Genomic DNA, 25,380 nt, shown 5'->3' on the forward strand with positions numbered 1-25,380 from the left:
CACGACGGGCGAGAAGCTCGCTCATGCCCACCGGGGAGTTCGCTTGTCGGCGAACGCAGTGCGGCCTTCGGCATGGTCGGGATGCCCTGCTGCCAGGCCTTGATGCCGGGCCTCCGTGGCGAGGGAATCCTGGAAGGTCGTTTCGTGTACAGCGCGGAACTGGCGTTTGGTCAGCGCCAGCGAATAGGCGGGCGCCGACGCCAGTTCCTGCGCGAGGACGTGCGCCCTCGCGCTGAGCCGGTCGGCCGGGACCACCTCGTCGATCAACCCGAGCGTGTATGCCTCCTCGGCAGAGAATTTCCGGCCCGTGGCCGCGAGCCGGAAGGCGCGTGTGTATCCGAGTTCGCGTACGAGGTACCACGAAACACCGGTGTCGGGGACGAGGCCGACCTTCCCGAACGCACACGAGAACGACGCGGAATCGGCGGCAAGCCGCTGATCGCACACGAGGGCCAGTCCGAGCCCGGCGCCCACGGCAGGGCCGTTGACGGCTGCGACGACGGGCTTGGGCATGTCCGAGATGATCTGAGCTATCGGGTTGTACGAACCGGCGACCGTCTCGTCGGCGTGCACGAGTTCCTCGGTGGCCGCGAGATCTTGCCCGACACAGAACGCTCGGCCACTTCCGGTGACGACCACTGCGCGCACGCTGGCATCGCGGGCAACCTCACGAAGGGCGTCGATGAGTTCCCAGCGAGTGCCGCGATCGAGCGCATTCAGCTTGTCCGGCCGGTTCAACGTGATGGTCGCGACGGCATCGTCGCGTTCGAGAAGAATGTTCATCGGTTCTCCTGCGGGTCGTCGGCGGAAGCGCGGCGGTCGACGACACCGGGTCGGTGGAGGGCACTGTGTTCTGCACCGGGCACCGAATAGCCCCGATCGGCATAGGGGAATCCGTCGAGCTCGGTTGTGGCGGAGTGCATCTGATAGTACGAACGGATCTCGTGGATGAGCCCGTCGACGCACGTGAACCACTCGGCACCGCGGGTGGCCACCCGATCCGAGCTGCCTGCAGGCGTCCACCACATCGTCCATTCGATGACGGCGTCGGTGTCGGTGGCGCAGATGGTGTCGACCACCCATCGAGCGTCGATGTCGCGTGTGACTTTCCGCCAATACCGCGCCAGATGCTCGGCGCCGTCGACTGCGCGTGATCCGGTGTTCGGAGCGAGGAACCAGTGCACGACCTCGGGGTGCAGCGTGCGAAGCATCAGATCGACGTCGCCGGCGCTGCACCCGTCGTAGTACGCAGTGATGAGCGCGGTCCATGCCTGCGTTCGATCTGCTGCCGTTCGCGGATCGGCGAAGAGCGTGGTCGTCCTCGCTGGCCTGCCATCTGTCCCGTCGGTGTCCTCGGTCACACCGCAAGTGTGTTCGTGCGACCGTCGCAGCGGAAACGACGATCGAGGATACGTAGCGATCCGGTCGAGTGATACCTCGTCTGCCTGCCCGTTTGCTGGCATTGTGTGAGAAAAGCAAATGAGGTGAGCTCATGGGACGGGTGCACACCGGAGAATCGGTGCTCGCGCGTGGAGTGCGCATCATCGAGGCCTTCGGCCTGGACGACTCGGCGCTTTCGGTGTCGGAGATCGCTCGACGAGCCGGGTTGCACGTCGCCACCGCGTCTCGATTGATCGAAGAATTGGTAACGTGCGGATGGCTGGAGCGCGACGGGCGCCGCATTCGTGTCGGAGTTCGGTTGTGGGAAGTGGCCTCTCGCGCATCACCGACGGTAGGGCTACGTGAGGCTGCGATGCCGTTCATGGAGGATCTGCACGCGGTAGTCGGACACCACGCGCAGTTGGGTGTTCTCGAGGGTGACGAGGTGCTGTTCGTCGAACGGCTGTCGGCGCCTGGCGCAGCGGTGAACTACACGCGGATCGCGGGCAGATTACCCCTGCATGCCTCGTCGTCGGGTCTGGTTCTACTGGCTCACGCGTCGACTCGGCAGCAGGAGCGGGTGCTGGGTGCGCCGATGACGGCCTATACCGACAAGACCGTGCGAAACGAACGGGAACTGCGGTCCATGCTCGCGTCGGTACGACGTCAGGGGTACGCACTGTGCGCCGGACATATCCATCCCGAAACGGCTGGGATTGCTGTGCCTGTCCGCGACGCGGACGACGTCGTGGTCGCCGCTGTGAGCCTCGTCGTGCCCAATGACGACCACGCCAGAACGTTGGTTCCCGTAGTGCAGGCGGCGGGGAAGGGGATTTCACGAGTGATGACAACCACTGTGAAGGTGCAAAGTGATAGCCATCACTGAAATATCTCTCATCTATTGAGAATGCTCTTGGTTGGTATGGGTCCCTCTTGCGATCGTTGAAGCGACGATCAATCGAGGAGTCCGCAGATGTCCGACAGCTCAGATCTTCTTTTTCCGGAGGCGGGCCGCGACCAGTCGGCACTTCGGCTCGTCTCCAAGGAGCACGTGTCCGATGGTGTTGTTGCACTGACTCTGGTCCACCCGAGTGGCAGGCGATTGCCCGATTGGGCTCCGGGCGCCCATATCGATCTGGTGTTGCCCGCCGGAGTCACGCGTCAGTACTCGCTGTGCGGAGACCGATGGGACCCCTTCACCTATCGCGTCGCGGTACTCCGCGAACCGAACGGCCGAGGTGGCTCCGCATACGTTCACGACATGCTGATGGCAGGGGACACCGTGGGTATCGGGGGTCCGCGCAATAACTTTCAGATGGTTCCGGCGCCGAAATACCTGTTCGTCGCAGGCGGAATCGGGATCACTCCGTTGCTACCGATGATTGCGCAAGCGGAGTCGATGGGAATCGAGTGGACGCTGCTCTACGGCGGCCGCACCCGCAGTTCGATGGCGTTCCTCGACGAACTGGAGCCGTACGGTGATCGGGTAGTCGTGGCGCCGCAGGACGAGGTCGGGCTGCTGAATCTGTCCTCCTGGTTCTCGGATGCGGCGACGACCGACAGCAAGGCGTACGTATGCGGACCGGGTTCATTGCTGGACGCAACCGAATCCTGTTGCTCGGGATGGCCGGTCGGGTACTTGCGCACCGAGCGCTTCGTTCCGCGGGTACAGGCAGCGCCCGCCCGCACCGAACCGTTCGAAGTCGAACTCGCACGCAGTGCAACGGTGTTCACGGTCACGTCGGAAGGCAGCGTGCTCGACGCGGTCCGCGGTGCGGGCGTGAACGTACTGTCCTCGTGCCGCGAAGGGACATGCGGAACGTGTGCGACGACGGTGTTGGCGGGTGAGGTGGATCATCGAGACTCCATCCTCGACGACGACGAACGTGCCGCGGGCGACGCCATGTTCATCTGTGTCTCCCGGGCGTGCTCCGACCGCCTCGTTCTCGACCTCTGATTCACCTCACCCTCTCGACCCACTGCTGCAAGGAGTCTCGTGATGACGACAGTCGTCCCCAACGCCGACGTACCGACCAGTCATGTCGACCCGTTCGGGCCCGATACGTTGGGGAACCCGTTGCCGTTCCAGCGAGAGCTGCGCGACGCGGGCCCGGTCGTATACCTCGACCGGTACGACGTGTTTGCTTTCGGCCGGTACCAGGAGGTGCACGCTGCGCTCACCGACTGGCAGACCTTCCAGTCTGCAGCGGGCGTGGGTCTGAGCAACTTCCGGTACGAGAAGCCGTGGCGGCCACCGAGCCTGCTGCTCGAAGCTGACCCGCCGCACCACGATGCGCCCAGGGCAGTGCTCAGCAAGGTCCTCGGCCCGCGGGCACTCACGAAGCTACGCGCAGCGTGGATGGACGATGCCCGGGCCCTGGTCGACGACGTGCTCGCGTCGGGCCACGAGTTCGATGCGGTCACCGCGCTGGCGGAGGCATTTCCGCTCCGTGTGTTCCCGGACGCCGTCGGCATTCCCGACAACGGACGCGAGAATCTGCTCCCGTACGGCGATCACCTGTTCAATGCCTTCGGGCCGTCCAACAGTCTCGTGGCGAAAGGTGCGCCCCGTGTTGCAGAACTCTCCGGATGGGTCAACGCGCACTGTGCGCGAGACGTACTGTCGGACTCGGGCTTCGGAGCTCAGATCTGGGCGGCCGCCGATCGCGGCGACATCACCTACGAACAGGCACCGCTCGTCGTTCGTTCGATGCTCTCCGCGGGAGTGGACACCACGGTCAACGGGCTCGCGTCGGTGCTGTATGCCCTGGCGTCACACCGGGCGCAATGGAATCGTCTCCGCGCTGACCCGGTCGCGCTGTGTCGTAGCGCATTCGATGAGGCGGTGCGCTGGGAATCGCCTGTCCAGACCTTCTTCCGTACGGCCACCCGCGACATCGAAGTAGGCGGCACGCTCATTCCCGACGGAAGCAAGATCGTCCTGTTCCTGGGGTCGGCGAACAGAGACCCGCGAAGGTGGGAGAACCCGGACGAGTTCGATCTGCGTCGTGATCCGTCCGGGCACGTGGGATACGGCATGGGGATCCATCAGTGCGTCGGACAGCACGTGGCGCGTCTGGAGTCGGAGGCGCTGCTCTCCGCGTTGGTCGCCCGCGTCGAGTCGATCGATGTCGCCGGACCGGTGACACGCCACCCGAACAACACGCTCAGGTCGTGGGAGTCGATACCGGTCCGGGTGACGCCGAAGTGATCAGCGCGCCGGCCCTCGTTTTCCCCAGGCGCGCGATCTCGTTACTCACAGCCATGTAATTCGCCCGCGAGGCACTTGACCTGCGGTAATTGGAATTGTCGGCGATTTCATCCACAGACCATCCACAGGGTGAAGGCCTTGGTCCTCGAGTTATCCACAGATCTATCCACACCCTGTTAGTGCATATGTTCGAATCGGCTGCACGGCCTCGGGCGCACCATCTCACCCGCAAAAATCATCCTTGGCCCGCCTCCGAGTCATCACCCCCGGTCATAGGCTTTCGTCAGCGCTCACGCCTTCCGCGTCGGTGTGTCATGGGAGCAGCGAGCGAGGTCGAACAGATGGTGGTCGTGGTGCCGAAACGACTCGTCGTGATGGCAGTTGCGCTGGTGCTCGTGCTTGCCTCGTGCGCACGAGACACCGGTGACGATGCGGTCGTGTTCCATGGTGCCGACGGTTCGCCGTCGCTCTATTCGGAACCGGTGAAACTGTCCAGCGATAACGGCGTGCTCGAGGTTCGCCTCTCCGCACATCAGGGCACTGTCGCGCTGGACACCGCGTCGGCACCGGTGAAGAACTTCCTGCTCTACGGGTACGAGGTCATCCGGGGTATCGCGTCGGACGGGTCGACGAGCGGCCAGGACATCTATCCGGCTCCGACGTTGCGTGTGAATCCGGGTGAGCAGCTGATCGTCCACTACGACAACGACCTGCAGGGCCTGACGATCGAGGACTTCTACGATCCCGCGTTCACGCCCGCCGGCGGCGAAGTCCCCATCACGCCGCCCAGCTTGGAAGAGGCGCCACTGAATCTGCACACCCATGGCCTGCACGTGAGTCCCGACGGCAATGCCGACAACGTTCTGCTGGACATTCCGGCAGGCATGGGCAACGTGTACGACTATGCGGTGCCGTCGGACATGCCGAACGGCATGTACTGGTATCACAGCCACCTGCACACACTGACCGCGCAACAGACGTACTTCGGTTTGGCCGGATTGCTCGAAATCGGCCGCCCCGACGGCGATCTGCCCATCGTCACCGAGAACGACATTCCGGTCAGGGACATGGCGTTGCAGTACAACTTCGTCTTCGACCGTGGAGGCAGCGGGGCGCAACTCAACGATCCGAACTGGCCGCAGTACGTCAGCACTCTGCAGGCTCCGACGGAAGCCGGGCTGGCCGACGGTACGTACCGCCCGAGCTTGGCGCCGGTCAACTTCGCCGACACCACGGACGGCTCGCAGTACATGACCAACTGGTACACAGGTCCGCTGTCGCCGGACAATCATCGAGGCCAGAATCAATTCATTCCCGGCAACCTGCAGAGTTTCACCAGCGACACCGTCGACGTGCCGGCCGACCCGTCGTTGCCCGAGAACCTGCGCGACGTCCAGTTCACCGTCAACGGTGGATTCCAGCCCGAGCTGACGGTGAGTCCTGGCCAGACCGAGATCTGGGTCCTGGCGAACGTCAGCGATTTCGCCTACATGCCGTTACGACTGACCGAGACTGCAACGGGCACGCATCCGCAGTTCGCGATAGTCGGCCAGGACGGAAATCCGTTCGGTCAGGTCCAACGGCCGGTCGACGGTGACGGTGAGCGGCTGGTGATTCCGCCGGGCTCGCGGTACGCGATCGCGGTCACGATGCCGAGCGAGGGTGATCTGGTACTCGACATGCCGCCGCTCGAGAACGCGAAAGAGGTTGTGAACGACGGAATTCTGTACACCAACAACGGTACCGACGATCCGCCGGCGACGCTGGGCACGGTGGCCGTCGACCCGTCCGTGATCAGCTATGCGGACGGCTTCTTCACGTTCCCCACACAAAAGCTCCTGCAGGTCACGCCGGCGGACGGCACCGGTGTCACGGTCCCGTTCGCCCCTGGCCAGAAGCTCGATGCCTACACCTCGTTCGTCGACACCGCGTCGATGCCGGTGGACGTGACACGTGAACTCGTCGTATCGGGCGGATTCTCGAACGACAAGGCCAGCAACAGTGATCCGAAAGCATTCACCTACGAATTCGCTGCCAACACCTTTCCGAACATCCCGTTGATACAGCCGCGTCTGAATTCGGTGGAAGAATGGAAGATCACCAACCTCAACAACGACGAGCATCCGATGCACATACACGTCAACGACTTTCAGGTCATGGAGATCGTCGACCCGGTCGCCGGAACGGTCACCGGTGTACAACCGTGGGGTCAGGACAACGTCAACGTACCGGCCCCGGTCACCGACGACCAGGAGAATCCGTTGGTACCGGCGTCGGTCACCCTGCGGACGAAGTTCACCGAATACACCGGTACGTTCGTGATCCACTGCCACCGACTCAACCACGAGGACAACGGTTTGATGGCATTGGTCAGTGTCATTCCGGAAGTGTCGACCTACGCGGTGGGTGTACCGGGATCACCCGGCCACGACGCACGAGTGGAGGTTTTCGACGCCGCCGGTGACCGCCTGGTGCAGACGGTCACACCGTTCCCCGGTTTCGAGGGCTCACCCTCGGTGGCGATGGGGGATGTGAACGGAGACATGGTCCTCGACCTCGTTGTCGGCACCGGATCGGGAGCGGCGCCGGAAGTGGTGGCGTACAACGCAGTCGGTACGACGCCCTTCACCTCCGAGCTCACCAGGTTTGCTCCGCTTCCGGACGACTTCGACGGCGGAGTCACCGTCGCGACTGCCGATATCGACGGCAATGCACTGCGAGACAACATCATCGTCGGATCCGGCCCTGGCATGCAGACCCAGGTGAGTGTGTACGCGTCGCAACTTCCCACCGACCCGGGTACTACCCCCGAGGTGTTCGGGACGTTCTCGCCCTACCCGGATTCGGACGCCGGGGTGGTGCTCGCCACCGGCATGGTGGATGCGTCGTCCGGACGTGCGAGTATCGTGACGGCGCCGGGGCCGGGGGATTCGCCACTGGTGAAGACATTCCGGTACGACCTGTTCACCCCGAGTGCGGCGAGCTCCGACTCGTCCGAACACGCGGGCCACGGCGACGAGCCGACAACGACGTCGGAGTTCATGGCATTCGACGAGGACTACCGCGACGGTGTTGCGCTCTCGACCGGATGGGTAGCCGGTGTCGAGGGTGGCGCGAAATCGATCGTGGCCGGCATGAGCGGGGGCGACGGCACGGTTCGGACGTTCTCCTCTGGATCGCGGCTCGACGGCGGACCGGAGATGTACCTCGAATCGCCGAATCATCACGGCGGTGCGGTCTCGTTCGCGCAGACGTCGTCGTTCGTGCCGTTCCCCGGTGGGGCCGGGGTGGACGTCGCGACGACCGCGACGACGTCGGGAGCGGATCTGTTGGTGTCCGGCGGCGCAGGCGAGGTTCGCAAGTTCACCCTGGCGCGACCGAATCCGACAGCGGACACACTCGTGCCGACACAGGTCGGTGGTGTACCTCCCTTGCCGGTCGGTGCGGGGCCACTGGCACTCGGTGGCCGATGACCAATTTTTCGAGATCGGGGAATTCCGATCCACGTTTCGAGCGGAGAGTCGAGGTGGTTCCTTCATGAATCTGGGAACGATCAGCGAGGTGTTGCGTCCCAGGACGCTCGATCAGATCGACGGCTGGCGTGACGGGTATGCCTGGCTCGCCGGTGGAACCTGGCTGTTCTCCGAACCGCAGGTGGACCGAGACACGCTCATCGACCTCGATGGATTGTGTTGGCCCGCACTGACGGTGACCGAGGCAGGACTCGAGATCGCGGCAACGTGTCGGATCGCCGAACTGGACGATCTCACCGGGCCGCAGGAGTGGTCGGCCCTGCCGCTGAAGGGCGACTGCGCCAGGTCGCTGCTGGCGTCGTTCAAGATCTGGAACGCAGCCACCGTCGGCGGCAACATCTGCATGTCGCTGCCCGCCGGGGCGATGATCTCATTGACGACTGCTCTCGAGGGGGTCTACACGCTGTGGCCGAGGGAGGGCGAACCTCGTGAGGTCGCGGCAGTGGATTTCGTCACCGGCGACCACGCGAACGTGCTTGCGCCGGGAGAGTTGCTGCGCTCGATCACGATTCCGAACGCCGCGCTGGCCAAGCGCTACGTATTTCGCCAGCAGTCGCTCGTGAAACACGGCCGTTCCGCCGCACTGATCATCGGAACGTGCGGGCAGGATGGATCCGATTTCCGGCTGACGGTGACGGCTGCGACCCCGCGGCCGATCCAGTTCGTCTACGACACCGTCCCCACCCACGCCGAACTGCGCGGCGACATCACCCGAAGGTTGTCCGAGGAGGACTACTTTCATGACGTCAACGGGTCGGCTCGATACAAGCAGCATCTGACGTACTACTTTTCCGAGCAGATTCGCATGGAGTTGTCATGAGCGAGTTCGACGTCGACGGCCGTTTGTTCTCGGCGGATCCCGAACCAGGACAGTGCCTTCGAACGTTTCTGCGTGAGCGTGGATCGTTCGGCGTCAAGAAGGGTTGCGACGCTGGCGACTGTGGTGCGTGCACCGTGTGGCTCGACGGGAAGCCTTTTCATTCGTGCCTGGTCCCGGCGTTCCGTGCCGCCGGCACGCGGGTGACCACCATCGCGGGACTCGCCGACGAGGGTGTTCTGCACCCGGTGCAGCAGGCGTTCTGTGATGCGCAGTCGTTCCAGTGCGGTTTCTGCGCAGCGGGAATGATCATGACGGCGGCCTCGTTGTCGGACGAGCAGAAGCAGGACCTGCCGCGCGCGCTGAAGGGCAATCTCTGCCGATGTACCGGCTATCGATCGATCTCCGATGCGGTGCACGGACTCACCGAAGCGGAACCGGACGTGGCAGGCAGTGCGTGCGGGGCAAGTCTGGCCAATCCGTTCACCGAAGAGATCGTGACCGGCCGAGCCCGATACACCATGGACGTAGCTCCGCCGAACCTGTTGCATCTGAAGGTACTTCGGTCACCGCACGCGCATGCGCGAGTGATCGACATCGATCGCACGGCTGCGATGGCGGTACCCGGAGTCGTCGCGGTCTTCACTCACGAGGACGCACCCGACCGGCTGTACAGCACCGCGCTGCACGAGGATCACCTCGTCGATCCCGACGACACCCGTGTGCTCGACGACGTGGTGCGCTTCGTCGGACAGCGGATCGCCGCGGTCGTCGCGGAGTCCGAGGCCGCGGCCGAAGCGGGCTGCCGGGCGCTGCAGGTGACGTACGAGGTTCTGCCGGCCGTGTTCGACCCCGTCGCCGCGATGGAACCGGGCGCACCCGTACTGCACGACAAAGGATTCGAGGAGCGCGGCAACATCTTCGTCGACATTCACGGTGAAGTCGGCAGTGTCGCAGACGGATTCGATGCCGCAGAGGCGACGCACGAGAAGACCTACACGACGTCGAGAGTGCAGCACGCCCACCTCGAAACGCACGGCTCGATCGCGTGGCGCGGTGACGACGGCCGCTGGCATGTTCGAACCAGTACGCAGGGCCCGTTCGTCGTGCAGGCCAAACTCTGTTACCTGCTCGGACTTCGGGCACGCGACGTGCACGTCTTCACCGAACGTGTCGGGGGCGGGTTCGGCGGCAAACAGGAGATGATCTCCGAGGATCTCGTGTTGCTGGCCACGATGAGACTCGGCCGACCCGTCAAGTGGGAATGGACTCGCGAGGAAGAATTCATCGGTGCGACGACCCGTCATCAGATGACCACCCGCGTCAAGTTGGGTGCGCGCAGGGACGGAACTCTGACCGCGCTCGATGTGTATGTCGTCTCCAACACCGGCGCGTACGCGAACCATGCCAGCGAGACCCTCGCCGCCGCATTGGGTAGTCCACTGGCGGCATACCGGTGCCCGAACAAGAAGGCGCTGGGATATGCGGTGTACACCAACATGATTCCAGGGGGTGGGTTCCGCGGATACGGCGCGTCGCAGACGACGTTCGCGATCGAGTGCGCAATGGACGAACTCGCCCATCTACTGGGTATGGATCCCGTGGCGCTGCGCCGCAAGAACATGGTGCGCCCGGGTGACCTCGTCGAATCGGTGTGGAACGACCCGAGCGATGCGAGTTTCGGAAGCTACGGACTCGATCAGTGCCTCGATCACGTCGAGGCGGCACTCGCCGCGGGCAACGGCGTGCTCAAGCCCGAGGGTGACCAGTGGCTGGAAGGCACGGGTGTCGCGCTCGCGTTGCTCGAGTGCGGCCCGCCGACCGAACACAGGTCCGGTGCGGAACTGAAACTGCTCGCCGACGGCACCTATCACCTCGCAGTGGGGTCGACGGAGATGGGTAACGGAATCACCAACGCGCACAGGCAGATTGCGGCAGGTGTGCTCGGGACGAGGGCGGCCGACGTCGCCATCGTCAACGCCGATACCGACAGGACGCTCTACGACACCGGCACGTTCGCCAGTACCGGAACCGTCGTCGCGGGCAAGGCCGTGCACCTGACGGCACTGGCACTGCGTGATGCCATCCTGGACTACGCCAGCGAATACAGCGAGGTGCCTCGGCAGGACTGCGACCTCGACAACGACGCCGTCGTGTGCCGTGGTCGTCGCGTCAAGCTGGCCGAATTGTATTCGGCCAGAGCCGAATCCGGTCGCAGACTGGAGGCGACTCGGAAGGCGTACCTCTCACCGCGGACGATCGCGTCGAACGTCCATGGGGTTCGTCTGGCCGTCCACCAGGTCACCGGGGAGATACGGATACTGCACAGCGTTCACGGCGCCGACATCGGGCGACTGATCAATCCGCTTCAGTGTCGAGGTCAGATCGACGGGGCAGTCGGAATGGCGCTGGGATGGGCACTGACCGAGAACATGGTGCACGACGCGGACGGGAAGATGGTCAACCCCAACTTCCGCAACTACCGGATCCCCGCGTTCGCCGATACCCCGCGAACCGAGGTGTTCTTCGCCGACACCTACGACTCGATCGGCCCGCTCGGCGCGAAGTCGCAGGGCGAGTGCGCGATCAACCCGGTAGCCCCGTCGGTGTCGAACGCGTTGTTCGATGCGACGGGTGTGCGGTTCACGTCGCTGCCGTTCACCCCGGATCGGATCTTTGCGGCGTTGGATCAGAACTTCTTGCGCAACCGCATGCCGATCGGGCGACCGTCCGGATCGACGAACAGCCGGTAGGCCACCGAGGCGAGACGCTGTTGCCAGACGGGCGGAACATCGATGTCGTGCCGCCGCAGGCGTCCGGGCGGGCGGGTTCGGATCGACGGCGCCCGGTGCCAGGCGTCGAGCCGATCGGCCGAGTCCCGGGCGGCATCGAAGCACGACGACGGGTCGATGAGGTCGGCTTCGTCGCCGATCTCACGGTCGAGGTGCTCGCGCATCAGTTCCAGACGGAGCTCGCGCGCGAAGACGCGAGCGCCGTCGCCGAGTCCGGCCGGATCGGTCGGCTCGCGCGTGTCCTTCTCGTCGTCGACGATCGCGGCGGTCAATTCGGAATCGTGAGTCCAGGAACGCCGATTGAAGTTGTCGGAACCGACCGCAGCCCACACGTCGTCGACGATGCACACCTTCGAGTGGACGTAGACGGGAATGCCGCGATCGTTCTCCAGGTCGAGCACGAGTACTCGGTCGCCGCCGGCATCCTTGATGACGTCGAGCGCCGCCGAGTGTCCGAGTAGAGCCGATGGGATGGTGATGGCGCTGTCGTCGTCGAGGTGTTTGGGCACGACGATGATCAAGCGCAGGTCGGGTGAGCGGCGGAGCGCGGCTGCGAACACGCGCGCGACGTCCACCGACCACAGATACTGGTCCTCGACGTAGATCAACCTGCGCGCGCGGCGCAAAGCCTTGGCGTACGCCCTGGCAGCGCTTCGTTCGCCCTTCGTCGCGAACGGGTACGCGGGCCGACGCCTGGGATACGTTCGCAGGAGCTGGACCGCACATGTGCCCGCCGGCGCGGGCACGGGCCGCGGCTCGGGAAGTTCCGACGGCTCACGCGTCGTACCGCGGAGGATGTCGGGGATCGCATGCCACGGCAATCGAGAGAGCGCAGCAGGGTCCTCCCAGCGCTCGCGGAACACGTCTTCCACGTCGCGTACCGTCGGGCCTTCGAGCTGCACCTGCATGTCGTGCCACGCAGGAATTTCCCCGTACTCGGCGGGAAACGGTCTGCTGACGGGGTCACCGAAGTGGTTGCTGTCGTCCCTGCGGGCACGTGCAAGGTCGATACCACCGACGAAAGCGACGTCGGTGCGGTCCTCGGCGGCATATCGGACGACGACGAACTTCTGGTGGTGGCTTCCGAGCGTCAACACTCGCTGATCGAGGATGACCTCGCCGCCCGCCTCTTCCAGGCGCACGGCGAGCTTGCGATTCTTCGGCCCGGTGAAACCGAGGGTTTCGATGTGCGAGCGCCACACCATTCCTTTGACGGTTCCGCCGCGGACCGCGACCCCGGCGAGAGCGTCCTCGACGGTAACTCCGTCGTCGGTCAACAGTTGCTCCGGATCACCGCGCCAGTCGGTGAACAGCACGAGGTCGCCTGCGCCCGCGCGGGCGAATGCGTCGGCCAGTGCAGCGAAGTAGGTCTTGCCGTGCACGAGGGGAGTGACGCGATTGCCCACGGTCCACGCCGCGATCCGGGTGTCCGGATTGCCACGTTCCTCGGCGCTCAGGAACCAGGGATGCGCCGCGCCGAACTGCTGTGCCTGCTCGTTCAGCGCGGCGCTGCTTCGGCCCAGTCGCTCTGCCACAGCGTCGATCGTTCGGCGTAGCCGCTGCCATTTTCCCCGGCGTAGCCGCTGCGAATTCACGGTTGGCATCCTGTCAGAGGGCGGGGGCGACCGTCACAGGAGGCCCCGATGGTCAGGACGTTGCGACGAACTCCGGCTGGTCGAGGATCCGTAGCCACGAGCCGTCCGGCTGGCGCTGGACTACCTGGGCCCGCGCGCCTGCGTTGTCCTTCGGGGCTGTCGAGGTGAGTGCGATGTCGCCGTACACCAGGGTCGGCAGCCCTTCTTCCAGCTCGAAGTGTGGGCCATGGGCCAGGACCGATGCCCACAGGTCGCGTATCGCGGCACGCCCGACGGTGGTCTTGCCGGGCGGGTAGGCCATGACGGCGTTCTCGTCGTACAGGGCCGCCACACCGTCGGCGTCGCCTGCGTTGGACCGCTCGACGAACAAGCGGGTGATGTCTTCCGGGGTCGTTGCCTTCTCTGTTGTCATGGCTCCAGCGTGCTGCCGGGATCATCAGAAGTCCAACAGATTGTTCTTCTCGGAACTAGAATTTCTGGTTATGGAACTTCGTCAGCTCGAATACTTCGTCGCCGTTGCCGAGGAAGCGAACTTCACCAGGGCAGCCGAACGCGTGAACATCAGTCAATCGGGAATCAGCGCGCAGATTCGAGCGCTCGAACGTGAACTGGGTGCCGAGTTGATCGACCGCCGCAGCCGTGTCGCGGCGCTCACCACCTCGGGCAAGGCCGCAGTGGAACATGCGCGGGCGGCACTCGACGCCGCCCGGTCGCTGCGACGATCCGTCGACGAGGTGAACCTGCTCGTTCGGGGAAGAATCGATGTAGGCATGGTCACCGCATGCACGGTCACACCACTCTTCGACGCATTGGCGAGCTTCCATCTCGAATACGGCGGTGTCGAAGTCTCTCTTGCCGAGGGCAATTCGGACGATCTGATCGAACGGGTGCTTGCAGGCACGCTGGACGTCGCGCTTGTCGGCACTGCGTCGGATCCTCCGGAAGGCCTGGAATCGTTCGTGATCGTGCGGGAGGGGCTCGCGGCGTCGGTACCTCCCGATCATCCACTCGCCGGGCGGTCCGAGGTGACGATGCGCGAGGTGTGCACGTACCCGGTGGTGTGCCTTCCCGCGGGCACCGGAATCAGATCGGTCTTCGACGAAACATGTACGCGCACAGGAACAGAAGCCGATGTGGCATTCGCGGCGAGCGCGCCGGCGGCGGTGGCCGACCTCGTCGTCCGAGGGCTCGGGGTGGCGATACTCAGCCGGTCCATGAGTGTCGACTTCACGGACCGGCTGGTATCGATCCCGATCTCCGACGTCGCAGTCGACGCCGTGCTTGCCCTTGTGTGGTCCTCCCGGCCCAATGTGGCGGTGAGAGAACTCGTCGGCCGAATTCGGGCTGCGTTTCTCTAGGTCAGTGCGGCCAGGTGATCGCGCGAGAACGCGACACGCTCGTCGAGGCGGTCGTGCTCGACCTTGTCCACCCACTCCGGGTCGGACAGCAGTGCTCGCCCGACTGCGACGATGTCGAACTCGCCTCGGGCGAACTGCTCCAGCAGGGGATCGAGGCCGGTGATCGCGGACGCGGCGTCGTCGCCGAACGCGCTGCCGAACTCCTTGTCGAGTCCGACCGAACCGACGGTGATCGTCGGAAGCCCGGTGATGGTCTTGGTCCAACCCGCAAGTCCGCGTTGGCCTTCGACGCCGTCCAGTTCGGGGAACTCGGGGATCCAGTGGCGGCGCGTCGACGGGTGGAACACATCGACACCGGCGTCGACCAGCGGGGTGAGCACCCGCTCGAGTTCCTGCGGGGTGTGCGCGATCCGCGCGTCGTAATTGCCGGACTTCCACTGCGAGTATCGGTAGACGATCGCGAAGTCGTCACCGACCTCGGAACGAATCGCGGCGACGACCTCCGCGGGAAACCTGGTTCGAGCCTCGAGTGATCCGCCGAAACGGTCGTCGCGTACGTTCGTTGTGGCCCAGAAGAATTCGTCGAGAAGATATCCGTGTGCGCCGTGCAGTTCGACGCCGTCGAACCCCACGGACTTGGCGTTGGCGGCCGCATCGACCCAGTGCTGGATCAGGTCGTCGAGGTCGGCGCTGGTGAATGCCTTACCGAGCGGGGTGCCGTCGAGGGCGATGCCCGACGGGCTGACGGTGGTGACATCGGGATTGAGCTGCGGGTCGTCGCCGCGCTCGACTCCGAGGTGCCACAGCTGGGGGATGATCACACTGCCCTCGGTATGAACTGCGTCGACGACGCCTTTCCAGCCCGCGAGGCTGTCCTCGCCGTAGATGTGGGGAACGCGAGGGTTCGGTCCGGCGGCGGGGTCGGGAATGAGCGTGCCCTCGGTGATGATCAAGCTGGTACCACCTGCGGCGCGCCTGCGGTAGTACTCGGCGACGTCGGTTCCGGGAACTCCGCCGGGTGAGAACGCCCGGGTCATCGGGGCCATCGCGAATCTGTTGCGCAACTTCAACGATTTGATCTCGAGCGGGGTGAAGAGCGCTGACGTGTTCGATGCGGTTTCGGTCACCGTTGGACAACGTTGCGGCGGGTCCCGGCTATTCCGAGCATGCTATACCTGGGTGATGAAGGTTACAGGCAAGGTAGCAGTCGTCACCGGTGGAGGCGGCGGCATCGGGGGAGCCCTCGCCGAACGGCTGGTCGCCGCGGGTGCACGCGTGGTGGTGTCGGACCTGGATCCGGTCTCCGCGTCGAAGGTCGTCGAACGGCTCGAACCAGGTACGGCGGTCTCGCTCGGGGGTGACGCGTCGAAAACCGAGGACATCACCGCTCTCGTCGCTTTGGCCGAGGACACCTTCGGGCCGGTGGATCTGTATTTCGCGAATGCGGGGGTCAGCGGCGCTCCGGGTCTGGAGGCGAGCGAGGCGGACTGGGATCTGTCGATCGAGGTGAACCTGCGCGCGCACATCAGGGCGGCGCAAGTGCTGGTGCCTCGGTGGATCGAGCGCGGCGAAGGGTACTTCGTGAGTACCGCGTCTGCGGCCGGGCTGCTCACCCAGATCGGTTCTGCGACATACGCAACCACCAAACATGCAGCGGTCGGCTTCGCCGAGTGGTTGAACGTCACCTACGGCGACCGCGGCATCCGGGTGAGCTGCCTGTGCCCGATGGGCGTCAACACCAAGCTGCTCTACGAGGGCCAGGAGTCGGGAAGTGCGCTCGGCGCCGCGGCGACCAACGCCGTGCTGTCGGCGGGCGAGGTGCTGGAGCCGGCCGATGTGGCCGAGATCGTTCTGGAGGCCATGGACGCCGAGCAGTTCCTGATTCTTCCGCACGCCAACGTTCTCGACATGTATCGCAACAAGGGCGCCGACTACGACCGCTGGCTGCGCGGGATGCGTCGCTATCAGAACACCCTGCTCGGCCACACCAACTGAGGAGACCTCCCGTGTCGTTCTTCGAAACCACCGATCGCGCAAAGAAATACGAGTCCGACCTGCTGGAGTTCATGGATTCGCACATCTATCCGGCGGAGCGGGTGTACGACGAGCAGATGCGGGAGGCAGGTGATCCGCACGCGCAGCCGCAGATCATCGAGGACCTCAAGGTCGAGGCCCGATCCCGCGGACTGTGGAACCTCTTTCACCCGCACCCGGAATGGGGTCCGGGGCTGACCAATCTCGAGTACGCACCGCTGGCCGAGATCATGGGGCGCAGTCTGCTCGCGCCGGAAGCATGCAACTGCAACGCGCCCGACACCGGCAACATGGAAGTGTTCACGCTCTTCGGCACCGACGAGCACAAAGAGAAGTACCTGAAGCCGTTGCTGGACGGCACGATTCGCTCGGCATTTGCCATGACCGAACCGGACGTGGCCAGCTCGGACGCCACCAACATCGAGATGAGCATGGTGCTCGACGGTGACGAGTACGTGCTGAACGGCCGAAAGTGGTTCGCCTCCAACGCACTGCACAAGAACTGTCGTGTCTTGATCGTCATGGGCAAGACCGACCGCGACGCCGCGACACACAGGCAACAGTCGATGCTCGTCGTGCCGATCGACGCACCGGGCGTGACGGTCGTCCGCAACCTGCCGGTCTTCGGATACGTCGACCGCGAAGGTCATGCCGAGATACTGTTCGAGGACGTTCGAGTGCCGACCAAGGACGTGTTGAAGGGTCCTGGTGAAGGTTTCGCGATCAGTCAGGCGCGCCTCGGGCCCGGTCGAATCCATCACGCCATGCGGACCATCGGCGTCGCCGAACGTGCCCTGGAACTGATGTGCCGCCGGGCGTCGTCGCGCGTGACGTTCGGAAAGCCGGTGGCCGCGCGTGCGAACATTCAGGATTGGATCGCCGAATCTCGCATCGACATCGAGATGACGAGGCTGCTGACGTTGAAAGCTGCGCACCTGATGGACACCGTCGGGAACAAGGAGGCGAGGACCGAGATCGCGGCCATCAAGGTCGCTGCTCCGATCATGGCGCTGAAGGTCATCGACCGTGCGATCCAGGTGCACGGCGGCGGTGGGGTGTCCAACGACTTCCCGTTGGCCATGATGTACGCGCACGTTCGCACCCTGCGGCTCGCCGACGGTCCCGACGAGGTGCACAAGATGTCGATCGCGAAGATGGAGCTGCGTAAATATCTGTGACCGTTCCTGACCGGCCGTACTGAGGCCAGGCTGTGCTAACTTCACGCCCATGAAGCGGACATGCACGCGCGTTCTTCTGGCAGCTCTGGTGATCGGGGGTCTCGTCGCCTGCGGAAGCGATACAGAACAGCAAGAGGACTCGTCGGCGGACTCGCGTTCGGTGACAGTCGAGCATGTTGCCGGTTCGACGACCATCGACGGCACACCGGAACGCATCGTCGCCCTCGGGCAGCAGTGGGTCGACGCGTTGGCCGAGTTCGACGTCACCCCGATCGCCTACATCTCGGCAGGCTCGCAGGGCGACGACCGCAAGCTGTTCCCGTGGCAGACCGGCCTCGCGCAGGATTCGGTCATGCTCGACTCGTCGTCGGTCGACACGATGAACGCAACCCCTCCCGTCGAGGAGATCGCCGCGCTGAGCCCGGATCTGATCCTGGTCGCCGGTGTTGCTTCCCCCGAGCCGTTCGCGTCGTTGAGCGAGATCGCCCCGACCGTTTTCCCCGAGGCAGCCACCGTCGACAGTTGGCAGTGGCAGATCGACACGCTCGGTGACATCCTCGGCAGGCAGGACGACGCCGAGGCCATCATCGCCGAGGGAACGGCATACACCGACGGTATCGAAGCCGACTATCCCGGTCTCGACGGCAAGACAGCTGTGCTGTCTCAGTACATCGTGTCGACGCAACAGCTCGTCGCCGTCGTCGATCCCGACGACGGCGCCGCGCAAGTGTTCGACAGCATCGGCATGAGCGTCCCGGCCGATCTCGCAGCATCACCCGACGCCAGCAGCGGCCGCCTGGTGTTCAGCCCGGAGCGCGTCAACGAACTGACGGCAGATCTGGTGGTGATGCTGCCGAACGGCGGCACCGCGGCCGACCTGGAGGCTCTGCCGGGATTCAACACGCTGCCCGCGGTGACGAACGGTGGACTGGCAGTGCAGGATTACGCCACGGTGGTGGGATTCAACCTGCCGTCCAAGGCGTCGGTCGAGTACTCGCTCGAGAGAATCCGTCCGCAGCTCGACGCGATCGGCGGGTGACGGCCCTACCGGAGGAGTCGGGCAGCGACATCCGCGATGCTCATCGGCGTCCGGCCGAGCAGAGTGGCCAGATGGTCCGTCTCGGCCGCGAAGACACCGCGTCGGACAAGAGGAAAGAGCACCGCGAACGGTCCGGTGTCGGTGTCGGCGACTTCCTCGTGTGCGACCGGTGTTCCGGTCAGCGCAGACACCGTCTTTGCCATGTCTTCGTACGTCCACGCCGGTCCTCGCAACTCCCACAACGGAGTACGAGGTCGGTCGACGGCTGCCTTCGCTGCACATTCACCGAGGTCGGATATGGCAGCTGTGGCGATCATCTGCCCGTCACTCGCCGACTTGATCACTCCATCGCGTGCGTCTGCTATCGACTTCGCGACGAACGGCTCGGTGTAGAGCGCATTGCGGAGGATCGTGTGGGGGACACCGCTGTCGGCCAGAGCTTGTTCTGCCGCGGAATGCCCCGGATCGTGCTCGGCTCCCATCCCACTCGTGTAGACGACGAAGGTCACGCCCGCGAACGCGGCGGATTCGACAACGGCACGGTGCTGGGCTGCCCGGATGACGGGATCGAGGACCGAGCTCGACACGAACACGACGGTATCGACGCCCACGAAGGCGTCCGCCAGTGACGCTCGATTCGAATAGTCTCCAACGCGAACGGTCAGCCCCTGAGAGACGAACCGAGCAGCATCGGACGGATTTCTCACCAGAACCCGCACATCTGCGGAGGACGTTCGATCGAGAATGCTGCGCAAAGCTGCTCCGCCGAGATTGCCTGTTGCGCCGGTGATCAGAAAGACGGTCATGTGTCTGCTCCAAAGGAAGAGGGATCATGCGGAATCGAAATGGGACTCGCATAGCGAGATCCCATTCCGGTTCCGCACAGAATCGCCATCCCAGGACGGCGTGGCCGTCTTTGCTGCAGGGCAGTATTTATTTGCTGCAGGGCAGTGATCAGGAGGAGCAGTATGTTGGCATCGGCATCAGACTAGCTCGCGCACTATCGGTGGGCAACACCGATACCGCGTCGATCGAGCGGCCGTCGGCAAATCAGAGGTGGATCAGAGGTGGATCAGAGGTGGATCACCCCTCGCATGTTCTTGCCGTCGCGGAGGTCCTGGTACCCCTCGTTGACCTGCTCGAGGCTGTAAGTGTTGGTGATCAGCTCGTCGAGCTTCAGCTGACCTGCATCCCACAGGCGCAGAAGCCGCACGATGTCGTACTGCGGGTTGGCCGAGCCGAACAGCGTGCCCTTGATCGTCTTCTGGTTCAGGGTCAGATCGGTGCCCGAGACGTGCACGGTCAGCTTCGCGGGGTCGGCGAGGCCGGTGATGACGACGGTTCCGCCCTTGCCGATGGCCGCTGTCGCTGCCTGAACGACCTCCTCGTCGACGGTGCCCACGAGAATCAAGGCCTGGTCGGCGCCCTGTCCCCACGTGAGTTCGGTGAGCTTCTCCTGCGCGGAGGCCGCGTCGGCGAAGGCATGTGTCGCACCGAATTTCAGCGCCTGGTTGCGCTTGAATTCGAGCGGGTCGACGACGAGAACGTGCTTGGCTCCGGCATGGACCGCGCCCTGGACGGCATTGATGCCGAGGCCACCGATGCCGTAGATGATCACCGAGTCACCGGCGCGCACCCCGCCCGCGTACACGGCGGTGCCCCAGCCGGACGGCACCCCGCAACCGACGAGAACCGCTGTCTCCAAAGGCAACCAGTCGTCGACCTTCACTACTGAGTGCTGCGAGATGGTCGCGCGCTCGGCGAACGTTCCCAGCATGCACATCGCGCCGAACTCGGTTCCCTTGCTGTCGCGACGACGGAAGGTGCCGTCGGGCATGCAGCCTTCGAGAATCGTTGCGCCCATGTCGCACAGGTTCTGTCGGCCCGTCGAACAGTAGCGACACGTGCCACAGTTGGGGATGAACGAGCAGACGACGTGATCGCCCGGCTTGACCTTGGTGACTCCGGGTCCGATCTCCTCGATGATGCCCGAGCCTTCGTGTCCGCCGACGATCGGGAACCGCGGTGGCAGATCGCCGTCGAGCAAATGCAGGTCGGAATGACACAGCCCGGCGGCGGTGTACTTGATGAGGACTTCGCCCGGGCCGGGTCCGTCGAGTTCGAGTTCGAGAATCTCGAAGGGCTTGTGGGCCTCGAACAGTACTGCTGCTTTGGTCTTCACAAGGAGCTCCTTAGCGGTAGATGGACTTGACTGACTGGAAGTTGCGTAGGGCATCGGGGCCGAGCTCACGGCCGATGCCGCTGTCCTTGACGCCACCGAACGGTGAGCCGGGGTCGACCATGTAGCGGTTGATGCCGATCGTCCCGGTGCGAATCTGTTTCGCGACGCCGTATCCGCGCTCGTCGTCGGAGGTCCAGACGGTGCCGCCGAGACCGAAGTCGGTGTCGTTGGCGATACGCACAGCCTCGGCTTCGTCGCCGTACGGAATCACCGACAGGACAGGGCCGAAGATCTCTTCCTGTGCGATCGCCTGGTTGTTGTCGACATCGGCGAACACCGTAGGTTGGACGAACCATCCGCGATCGAGATCGGCCGGCCTGCCGCCGCCTGCGACGAGCCTGGCGCCGTCGCCGCTGCCCTTGGCGATATACCCCTCGACGCGATCTCGTTGTCGCTCACTGGCCATGGGGCCGATCTGCGTTGCAGGGTCGAGTGCGTCGCCGACGGTGAGCGAGTTCGCGAACGCCTCGAACACGCCCACCACCTCGTCGTAGCGGCTGCGAGGCGCGAGCACTCGGGTGCCGAGGAAGCACGTCTGCCCGTTGTTCAAGAACGTTGCGCCGAACAGGTCTTCGCCGATCTTCGACAGATCCAGGTCGGCGTCGTCGAGCACGATGGCGGCGGACTTGCCACCGAGTTCCAGCGTCACCGGACGGAGAAGGCGGCCACAGGTTTCGGCGATCGAGCGCCCTGCTGCGGTGGATCCGGTGAACGCGACCTTGTCGATGCCCGGGTGAGATACGAGGTAGGCGCCGATCTCGCGTCCACCGGGAACGATGTTGACCACTCCTGCCGGAATGCCCGCTGCCATCACGGCTTCGACGAACGGGATGGAGTCGAGCACGGTCTCCGGGGAGGGCTTGATGACGATCGTGCATCCGGCGGCCAGAGCAGGCGCATGTTTGAACGCCGCGAGGGTCTGCGGAAAGTTCCACGGGGCGATCGCGCCGACCACACCGATGGGCTCCCGGCGAACCGTCGTCGTGCCGCCGAGCAGGTGCGGATGTGACTCCTCGAAGGTCGCCGTTCGGGCGAGGGATGCGTAGTACCGCACCACGGCGACCGGAAACCCTGCTTCGAGCTGCAGCGCGATCGAGATCGGCATGCCGTTCTGCGCGGAGACGATCTTGGCGATCTCCTCGCCGCGGGCCTCGAGTTCGTCCGCGAGACGGTCGAGGGCGTCCGCGCGCCGGGACGGTTCCCACTGGCTCCACCCGTCGGGATCGGCGAACGCGCGCCGGGCTGCGGTGACCGCCGCGTCGACGTCCGCTTCCTGCGCTTCCGGTACCGAACCGATGATCTGCTCGGTGCTGGCAGAACGTACTTCGATCCTGGCCGACGAACTCGGGGGAGCCCATTCGCCGCCGATGAACAGCGACTCCGCATGTATTGCTGTATCCGTATCCATGCATACATCGTGACCTGGATCACTACGGGAGAGTGTTCAAATTCTGGACGATTTCAGTGGATGTCGAGTTCCTTCATCCGCTTGTACAGCGTCGTGCGGCTCATGTGCAGCGCCTCGGCGGTGCTGCGCTTGTTTCCACCGTTGCGGGCGAGTTCGGCGACGATCGCCTTCTTCGTTGCCGCATCGAGAACGTTCAGGGACGAGGACACGGCCGACCGCGGCCGAATCAGATCCTTGTCGGTGATGTCGCCGACCGAGCGCTTCGCTGCGACCTCGGTGATCTCGGTGCGGAGTTCGTCGATGTTGCCGGGCCATTCGTAGCCGATCAACTTCGACATCGCCGCCGGAGTGAACCGTCGATCACGCCCGCCTGGCAGCTCCGCGAGAAAACCGCGAACCAGGTCGGGAATCTCGTGCTTGCGTGCCCGGAGCGGCAGCAGTTCGATCGTCGACGCGCATGCGGTGACCAGCCGGCGGTGCTCCGGCGTCGTCGCACCAGGGACGGCGGACAGCGCGAACCACGCCTTCGCCGTCGTGAGCTTCGAATACAGAATTCGTGCGACGGCGGGGCCGAGCAGGTGCACGTTCTCGACGACGACGGACGCCCCCGCGTCGGCGAGATGCTCGGTGACGCGAGCGAGCCAGACGGCCGGGTCGGTCGCGACCAGGTCGACGGCGTCGAAGAAGGTGGCCGTACCCGCCAGTTCGGTCAGGGTGCGCGTGCGACCGGTGCCCGGCTCGCCGTTGACGCAGACCGTTGCCTTGGTCCGCGCCCGAGTAGGCGCCACCGCCACGCGCGGCGCGTCCACCTGAGGGTCGATCTCGACGACGATTCCGGCGCCCGAGGCCGGACGATCCCACCGGACCGTCGCCTGCAGCCCGGAACTGAGCGTCATCGACCGTACGACGCCTTGGCGGTGCATCGGATCGTCGGCGAGCGCGCGCAGTGCGGCATGATCGACGGCGTCGAGGAGGTTGCCTGCACTGGTGTTCTCGAGCAGTATCTCGTCCGCGATCGCGATGGCAGGAGCTCCGCGCCTGCGCGCGGACGCGCGTTGAAACGCGCCGAACAGTAGTTGCTCGCTCCAGCGTGTCTCCTCGAGCAGGCGACCCTGAATGTCCGACACCGCGTGCACGAGCATCGGCTCGAGCAGCGGATTGTCCTCGGCGGCAAGGAAAGTGATGTCCAGGACACCTTCGACGCGGCGGGTGATCGGGTGCAGGATCGGATAGCCGTAGCAACTGAAGCACTTCATGGACTCCATGTAGTGCTCCTCGCCGCGAACCGCGACGGGAGTGCGGAGCTCGAAGACGGTCGCGATCGAATTGGTTCCCGAGGTCGTTTCGGTGAACGGCCTGCCGACCACGGCACCCGTCCCGGTCACGAGTTCGCGCGCCTTGTCGTTGCCGAATCGGATGTCGACGAGTTTGGCGTCGCGGTCGGCCAGGATGACGCAGTAGCCGTTTCCGGACAGCACGCTTTCCATGCGGCCGAGAATCGGGTCGGCGGCCGAGAGCAGCCGCGATCGACGATCGACCTCGAACACACTGAAGTCCTCCAGGGTGTCCGTCGGATCCAGACCGCTCAGTCGCGCGCGCTGCCACGACTGGGCGATCTGCGCACGTATCAGTTCCACGCCGATTCTCCGCTCTCACGAGACGAGTCGAACGTTATCGAAGGTAGCCGCACCGGCGTGGCGTTCTCGTGGAATGGCCCCAGCGCACATGGACACCACTTGTCACCGCCGCGAGGGTAGCGTTTTTCGCATGGCATACAGATACCTAGGAAACAGTGGACTCAAGGTCTCGGAGATCACCTACGGCAACTGGCTCACGCACGGCTCGCAGGTCGAGAACGACGTCGCGACGCAGTGTGTCCACGCGGCGCTCGATGCCGGGATCTCGACGTTCGATACCGCCGACGTCTACGCCAACGGCGCAGCCGAAACCGTGTTGGGTGAGGCGCTCAAAGGCGTCAGGCGTGAATCGCTCGAGATCTTCACCAAGGTCTACTTCCCGGTCGGACCGAAGGGCCCCAACGACACCGGCCTGTCCCGCAAACACATCTTCGAGGGCATCGACGCGTCGCTGCGGCGACTCGACACCGACTACGTCGACCTCTACCAGGCGCATCGCTATGACGTCGAGACTCCGCTCGAGGAAACGATCGCGGCGTTCGGCGACGTCGTCCGGCAGGGCAAGGCTTTGTACATCGGCGTCTCCGAGTGGACGGCCGACCAGCTGCGCCGCGGACAGTCGCTGGCACGCGAGAACGGATTCTCCATCGTCTCCAACCAGCCGCAGTACTCGGCGTTGTGGCGCGTCATCGAATCCGAGGTGATCCCGGTGTCCAAGGAACTCGGCATCTCGCAGGTCGTCTGGTCGCCGATCGCGCAGGGCGTGCTCACCGGCAAGTACCTACCGGGTCAGCCTCGGCCTGCGGGCTCACGCGCCACCGACGACAAGGGTGGCGACAAGATGATCGAGCGCTACCTGAACGACGAAACTCTCACGCGCGTGCAAGAACTGAAGCCGATCGCCGACGACCTCGGCATCACCATGGCTCAGCTCGCCGTCGCGTGGGTGCTGGCGAACGACAACATCGCCGCGGCACTGGTCGGTGCGTCCCGTCCCGAGCAGATCGCCGAGAACATCAAGGCCTCCGAGGTGACGCTCGACGACGACGTACTGAAGAAGATCGACGAAGCGCTGGCGGGATCGATCGAATCGGACCCGGCCAAGACGCAGTCGCCCGAGTCGAGGCTGGTCTAGCCCCGCGCCCGTGCCCAGGGT

The 25,380-nt window shown here is 64.7% G+C and carries 20 protein-coding genes; 11 read left to right on the plus strand and 9 right to left on the minus strand.

Annotated elements, in window-relative coordinates; all coding sequences use genetic code 11:
* Positions 1-21: 21 nt before the first annotated feature.
* Positions 22-783, minus strand: coding sequence for an enoyl-CoA hydratase/isomerase family protein (locus tag RY1_RS07770; protein ID WP_072802950.1), 762 nt, complete (start codon positions 781-783; stop codon positions 22-24).
* On the minus strand, positions 780-1,361 hold the full coding sequence (locus tag RY1_RS07775; protein WP_072802951.1) for a nuclear transport factor 2 family protein: 582 nt from the start codon (positions 1,359-1,361) through the stop codon (positions 780-782). The genes RY1_RS07770 and RY1_RS07775 overlap by 4 nt, the downstream gene beginning before the upstream one ends.
* Before the next feature lie 131 nt (positions 1,362-1,492).
* Between RY1_RS07775 and RY1_RS07780 the strand changes: the two genes are divergently transcribed.
* The 6 genes from RY1_RS07780 (at position 1,493) to RY1_RS07805 (ending at position 11,694) form a co-directional block, all read left to right on the plus strand.
* The gene (locus tag RY1_RS07780) at positions 1,493-2,266 is read left to right on the plus strand and encodes an IclR family transcriptional regulator (protein ID WP_072802952.1); all 774 of its coding nucleotides are present in this window, start codon (positions 1,493-1,495) and stop codon (positions 2,264-2,266) included.
* 87 nt (positions 2,267-2,353) lie between these two features.
* On the plus strand, positions 2,354-3,337 hold the full coding sequence (locus tag RY1_RS07785) for a PDR/VanB family oxidoreductase (protein ID WP_072802953.1): 984 nt from the start codon (positions 2,354-2,356) through the stop codon (positions 3,335-3,337).
* A 42-nt stretch (positions 3,338-3,379) separates the two neighbouring features.
* Positions 3,380-4,591, plus strand: coding sequence for a cytochrome P450 (locus RY1_RS07790; protein WP_072802954.1), 1,212 nt, complete (start codon positions 3,380-3,382; stop codon positions 4,589-4,591).
* Between the two features lie 341 nt (positions 4,592-4,932).
* Positions 4,933-8,064 carry a multicopper oxidase family protein gene (locus RY1_RS07795; protein ID WP_072803076.1) on the plus strand — a complete coding sequence of 1,044 codons (3,132 nt, stop codon included), beginning with the start codon at positions 4,933-4,935 and terminating at the stop codon, positions 8,062-8,064.
* Positions 8,065-8,128: 64 nt separating this feature from the next.
* Positions 8,129-8,944 (plus strand): FAD binding domain-containing protein, encoded by an 816-nt coding sequence (locus RY1_RS07800; protein ID WP_072803077.1) that lies wholly within the window; start codon positions 8,129-8,131, stop codon positions 8,942-8,944.
* Positions 8,941-11,694: a molybdopterin-dependent oxidoreductase gene (locus RY1_RS07805; RefSeq protein ID WP_072802955.1), complete on the plus strand. Its 2,754-nt coding sequence runs from the start codon at positions 8,941-8,943 to the stop codon at positions 11,692-11,694. Before RY1_RS07800 ends, RY1_RS07805 begins: the two co-directional genes overlap by 4 nt.
* Here the strand turns inward: RY1_RS07805 and RY1_RS07810 are convergent.
* Both RY1_RS07810 and RY1_RS07815 read right to left on the minus strand, forming a co-directional pair.
* Positions 11,631-13,337 (minus strand): phospholipase D family protein, encoded by a 1,707-nt coding sequence (locus RY1_RS07810; protein ID WP_072802956.1) that lies wholly within the window; start codon positions 13,335-13,337, stop codon positions 11,631-11,633. The genes RY1_RS07805 and RY1_RS07810 overlap by 64 nt on opposite strands.
* Positions 13,338-13,380: 43 nt before the next feature.
* A complete protein-coding gene (locus tag RY1_RS07815) occupies positions 13,381-13,740 on the minus strand; it encodes a YybH family protein (RefSeq protein ID WP_072802957.1) in 360 nt (119 codons plus the stop codon).
* Positions 13,741-13,810: 70 nt separating this feature from the next.
* Here RY1_RS07815 and RY1_RS07820 point away from each other — a divergent pair, with 70 nt between their 5' ends.
* Positions 13,811-14,686 carry a LysR family transcriptional regulator gene (locus RY1_RS07820; protein WP_072802958.1) on the plus strand — a complete coding sequence of 292 codons (876 nt, stop codon included), beginning with the start codon at positions 13,811-13,813 and terminating at the stop codon, positions 14,684-14,686.
* Here RY1_RS07820 and RY1_RS07825 read toward each other — a convergent pair.
* The gene (locus RY1_RS07825) at positions 14,683-15,813 is read right to left on the minus strand and encodes an NADH:flavin oxidoreductase (protein ID WP_072802959.1); all 1,131 of its coding nucleotides are present in this window, start codon (positions 15,811-15,813) and stop codon (positions 14,683-14,685) included. The genes RY1_RS07820 and RY1_RS07825 overlap by 4 nt on opposite strands.
* Before the next feature lie 55 nt (positions 15,814-15,868).
* Here RY1_RS07825 and RY1_RS07830 point away from each other — a divergent pair, with 55 nt between their 5' ends.
* From RY1_RS07830 to RY1_RS07840, 3 genes are all read left to right on the plus strand, one after another.
* Positions 15,869-16,681: an SDR family oxidoreductase gene (locus RY1_RS07830; RefSeq protein ID WP_072802960.1), complete on the plus strand. Its 813-nt coding sequence runs from the start codon at positions 15,869-15,871 to the stop codon at positions 16,679-16,681.
* A 71-nt stretch (positions 16,682-16,752) separates the two neighbouring features.
* On the plus strand, positions 16,753-17,898 hold the full coding sequence (locus RY1_RS07835) for an acyl-CoA dehydrogenase family protein (RefSeq protein WP_371829456.1): 1,146 nt from the start codon (positions 16,753-16,755) through the stop codon (positions 17,896-17,898).
* A 49-nt stretch (positions 17,899-17,947) separates the two neighbouring features.
* On the plus strand, positions 17,948-18,937 hold the full coding sequence (locus tag RY1_RS07840) for an ABC transporter substrate-binding protein (RefSeq protein WP_245819534.1): 990 nt from the start codon (positions 17,948-17,950) through the stop codon (positions 18,935-18,937).
* A gap of 5 nt (positions 18,938-18,942) precedes the next feature.
* Here the strand turns inward: RY1_RS07840 and RY1_RS07845 are convergent, their stop codons facing one another.
* From RY1_RS07845 to RY1_RS07860, 4 genes are all read right to left on the minus strand, one after another.
* Positions 18,943-19,743, minus strand: coding sequence for an NAD(P)H-binding protein (locus RY1_RS07845; RefSeq protein ID WP_072802962.1), 801 nt, complete (start codon positions 19,741-19,743; stop codon positions 18,943-18,945).
* Positions 19,744-20,009: 266 nt separating this feature from the next.
* Positions 20,010-21,119 carry an NDMA-dependent alcohol dehydrogenase gene (locus RY1_RS07850; protein WP_072802963.1) on the minus strand — a complete coding sequence of 370 codons (1,110 nt, stop codon included), beginning with the start codon at positions 21,117-21,119 and terminating at the stop codon, positions 20,010-20,012.
* A 10-nt stretch (positions 21,120-21,129) separates the two neighbouring features.
* A complete protein-coding gene (locus RY1_RS07855; protein ID WP_072802964.1) occupies positions 21,130-22,587 on the minus strand; it encodes an aldehyde dehydrogenase in 1,458 nt (485 codons plus the stop codon).
* Positions 22,588-22,640: 53 nt separating this feature from the next.
* Positions 22,641-24,224 carry a sigma-54-dependent Fis family transcriptional regulator gene (locus tag RY1_RS07860; protein WP_245819535.1) on the minus strand — a complete coding sequence of 528 codons (1,584 nt, stop codon included), beginning with the start codon at positions 24,222-24,224 and terminating at the stop codon, positions 22,641-22,643.
* 130 nt (positions 24,225-24,354) lie between these two features.
* Here RY1_RS07860 and RY1_RS07865 point away from each other — a divergent pair, with 130 nt between their 5' ends.
* Positions 24,355-25,359 carry an aldo/keto reductase family protein gene (locus RY1_RS07865; RefSeq protein ID WP_072802965.1) on the plus strand — a complete coding sequence of 335 codons (1,005 nt, stop codon included), beginning with the start codon at positions 24,355-24,357 and terminating at the stop codon, positions 25,357-25,359.
* The last annotated feature ends 21 nt before the right edge of the window (positions 25,360-25,380 follow it).

Source organism: Rhodococcus yunnanensis NBRC 103083 (assembly GCF_001895005.1).
Taxonomy (GTDB): Bacteria; Actinomycetota; Actinomycetes; order Mycobacteriales; family Mycobacteriaceae; genus Rhodococcoides; species Rhodococcoides yunnanense.

Coding starts and splice junctions, on each gene's coding strand:
- RY1_RS07820 (WP_072802958.1), top strand. CDS start 13,811: ATGGAACTTCGTCAGCTCGAATACTTCGTCGCCGTTGCCGAGGAAGCG.
- RY1_RS07785 (WP_072802953.1), top strand. CDS start 2,354: ATGTCCGACAGCTCAGATCTTCTTTTTCCGGAGGCGGGCCGCGACCAG.
- RY1_RS07780 (WP_072802952.1), top strand. CDS start 1,493: ATGGGACGGGTGCACACCGGAGAATCGGTGCTCGCGCGTGGAGTGCGC.
- RY1_RS07865 (WP_072802965.1), top strand. CDS start 24,355: ATGGCATACAGATACCTAGGAAACAGTGGACTCAAGGTCTCGGAGATC.
- RY1_RS07810 (WP_072802956.1), bottom strand. CDS start 13,337: ATGCCAACCGTGAATTCGCAGCGGCTACGCCGGGGAAAATGGCAGCGG.
- RY1_RS07840 (WP_245819534.1), top strand. CDS start 17,948: ATGAAGCGGACATGCACGCGCGTTCTTCTGGCAGCTCTGGTGATCGGG.
- RY1_RS07770 (WP_072802950.1), bottom strand. CDS start 783: ATGAACATTCTTCTCGAACGCGACGATGCCGTCGCGACCATCACGTTG.
- RY1_RS07795 (WP_072803076.1), top strand. CDS start 4,933: ATGGTGGTCGTGGTGCCGAAACGACTCGTCGTGATGGCAGTTGCGCTG.
- RY1_RS07845 (WP_072802962.1), bottom strand. CDS start 19,743: ATGACCGTCTTTCTGATCACCGGCGCAACAGGCAATCTCGGCGGAGCA.
- RY1_RS07805 (WP_072802955.1), top strand. CDS start 8,941: ATGAGCGAGTTCGACGTCGACGGCCGTTTGTTCTCGGCGGATCCCGAA.
- RY1_RS07800 (WP_072803077.1), top strand. CDS start 8,129: ATGAATCTGGGAACGATCAGCGAGGTGTTGCGTCCCAGGACGCTCGAT.
- RY1_RS07855 (WP_072802964.1), bottom strand. CDS start 22,587: ATGGATACGGATACAGCAATACATGCGGAGTCGCTGTTCATCGGCGGC.
- RY1_RS07815 (WP_072802957.1), bottom strand. CDS start 13,740: ATGACAACAGAGAAGGCAACGACCCCGGAAGACATCACCCGCTTGTTC.
- RY1_RS07830 (WP_072802960.1), top strand. CDS start 15,869: ATGAAGGTTACAGGCAAGGTAGCAGTCGTCACCGGTGGAGGCGGCGGC.
- RY1_RS07790 (WP_072802954.1), top strand. CDS start 3,380: ATGACGACAGTCGTCCCCAACGCCGACGTACCGACCAGTCATGTCGAC.
- RY1_RS07835 (WP_371829456.1), top strand. CDS start 16,753: ATGGATTCGCACATCTATCCGGCGGAGCGGGTGTACGACGAGCAGATG.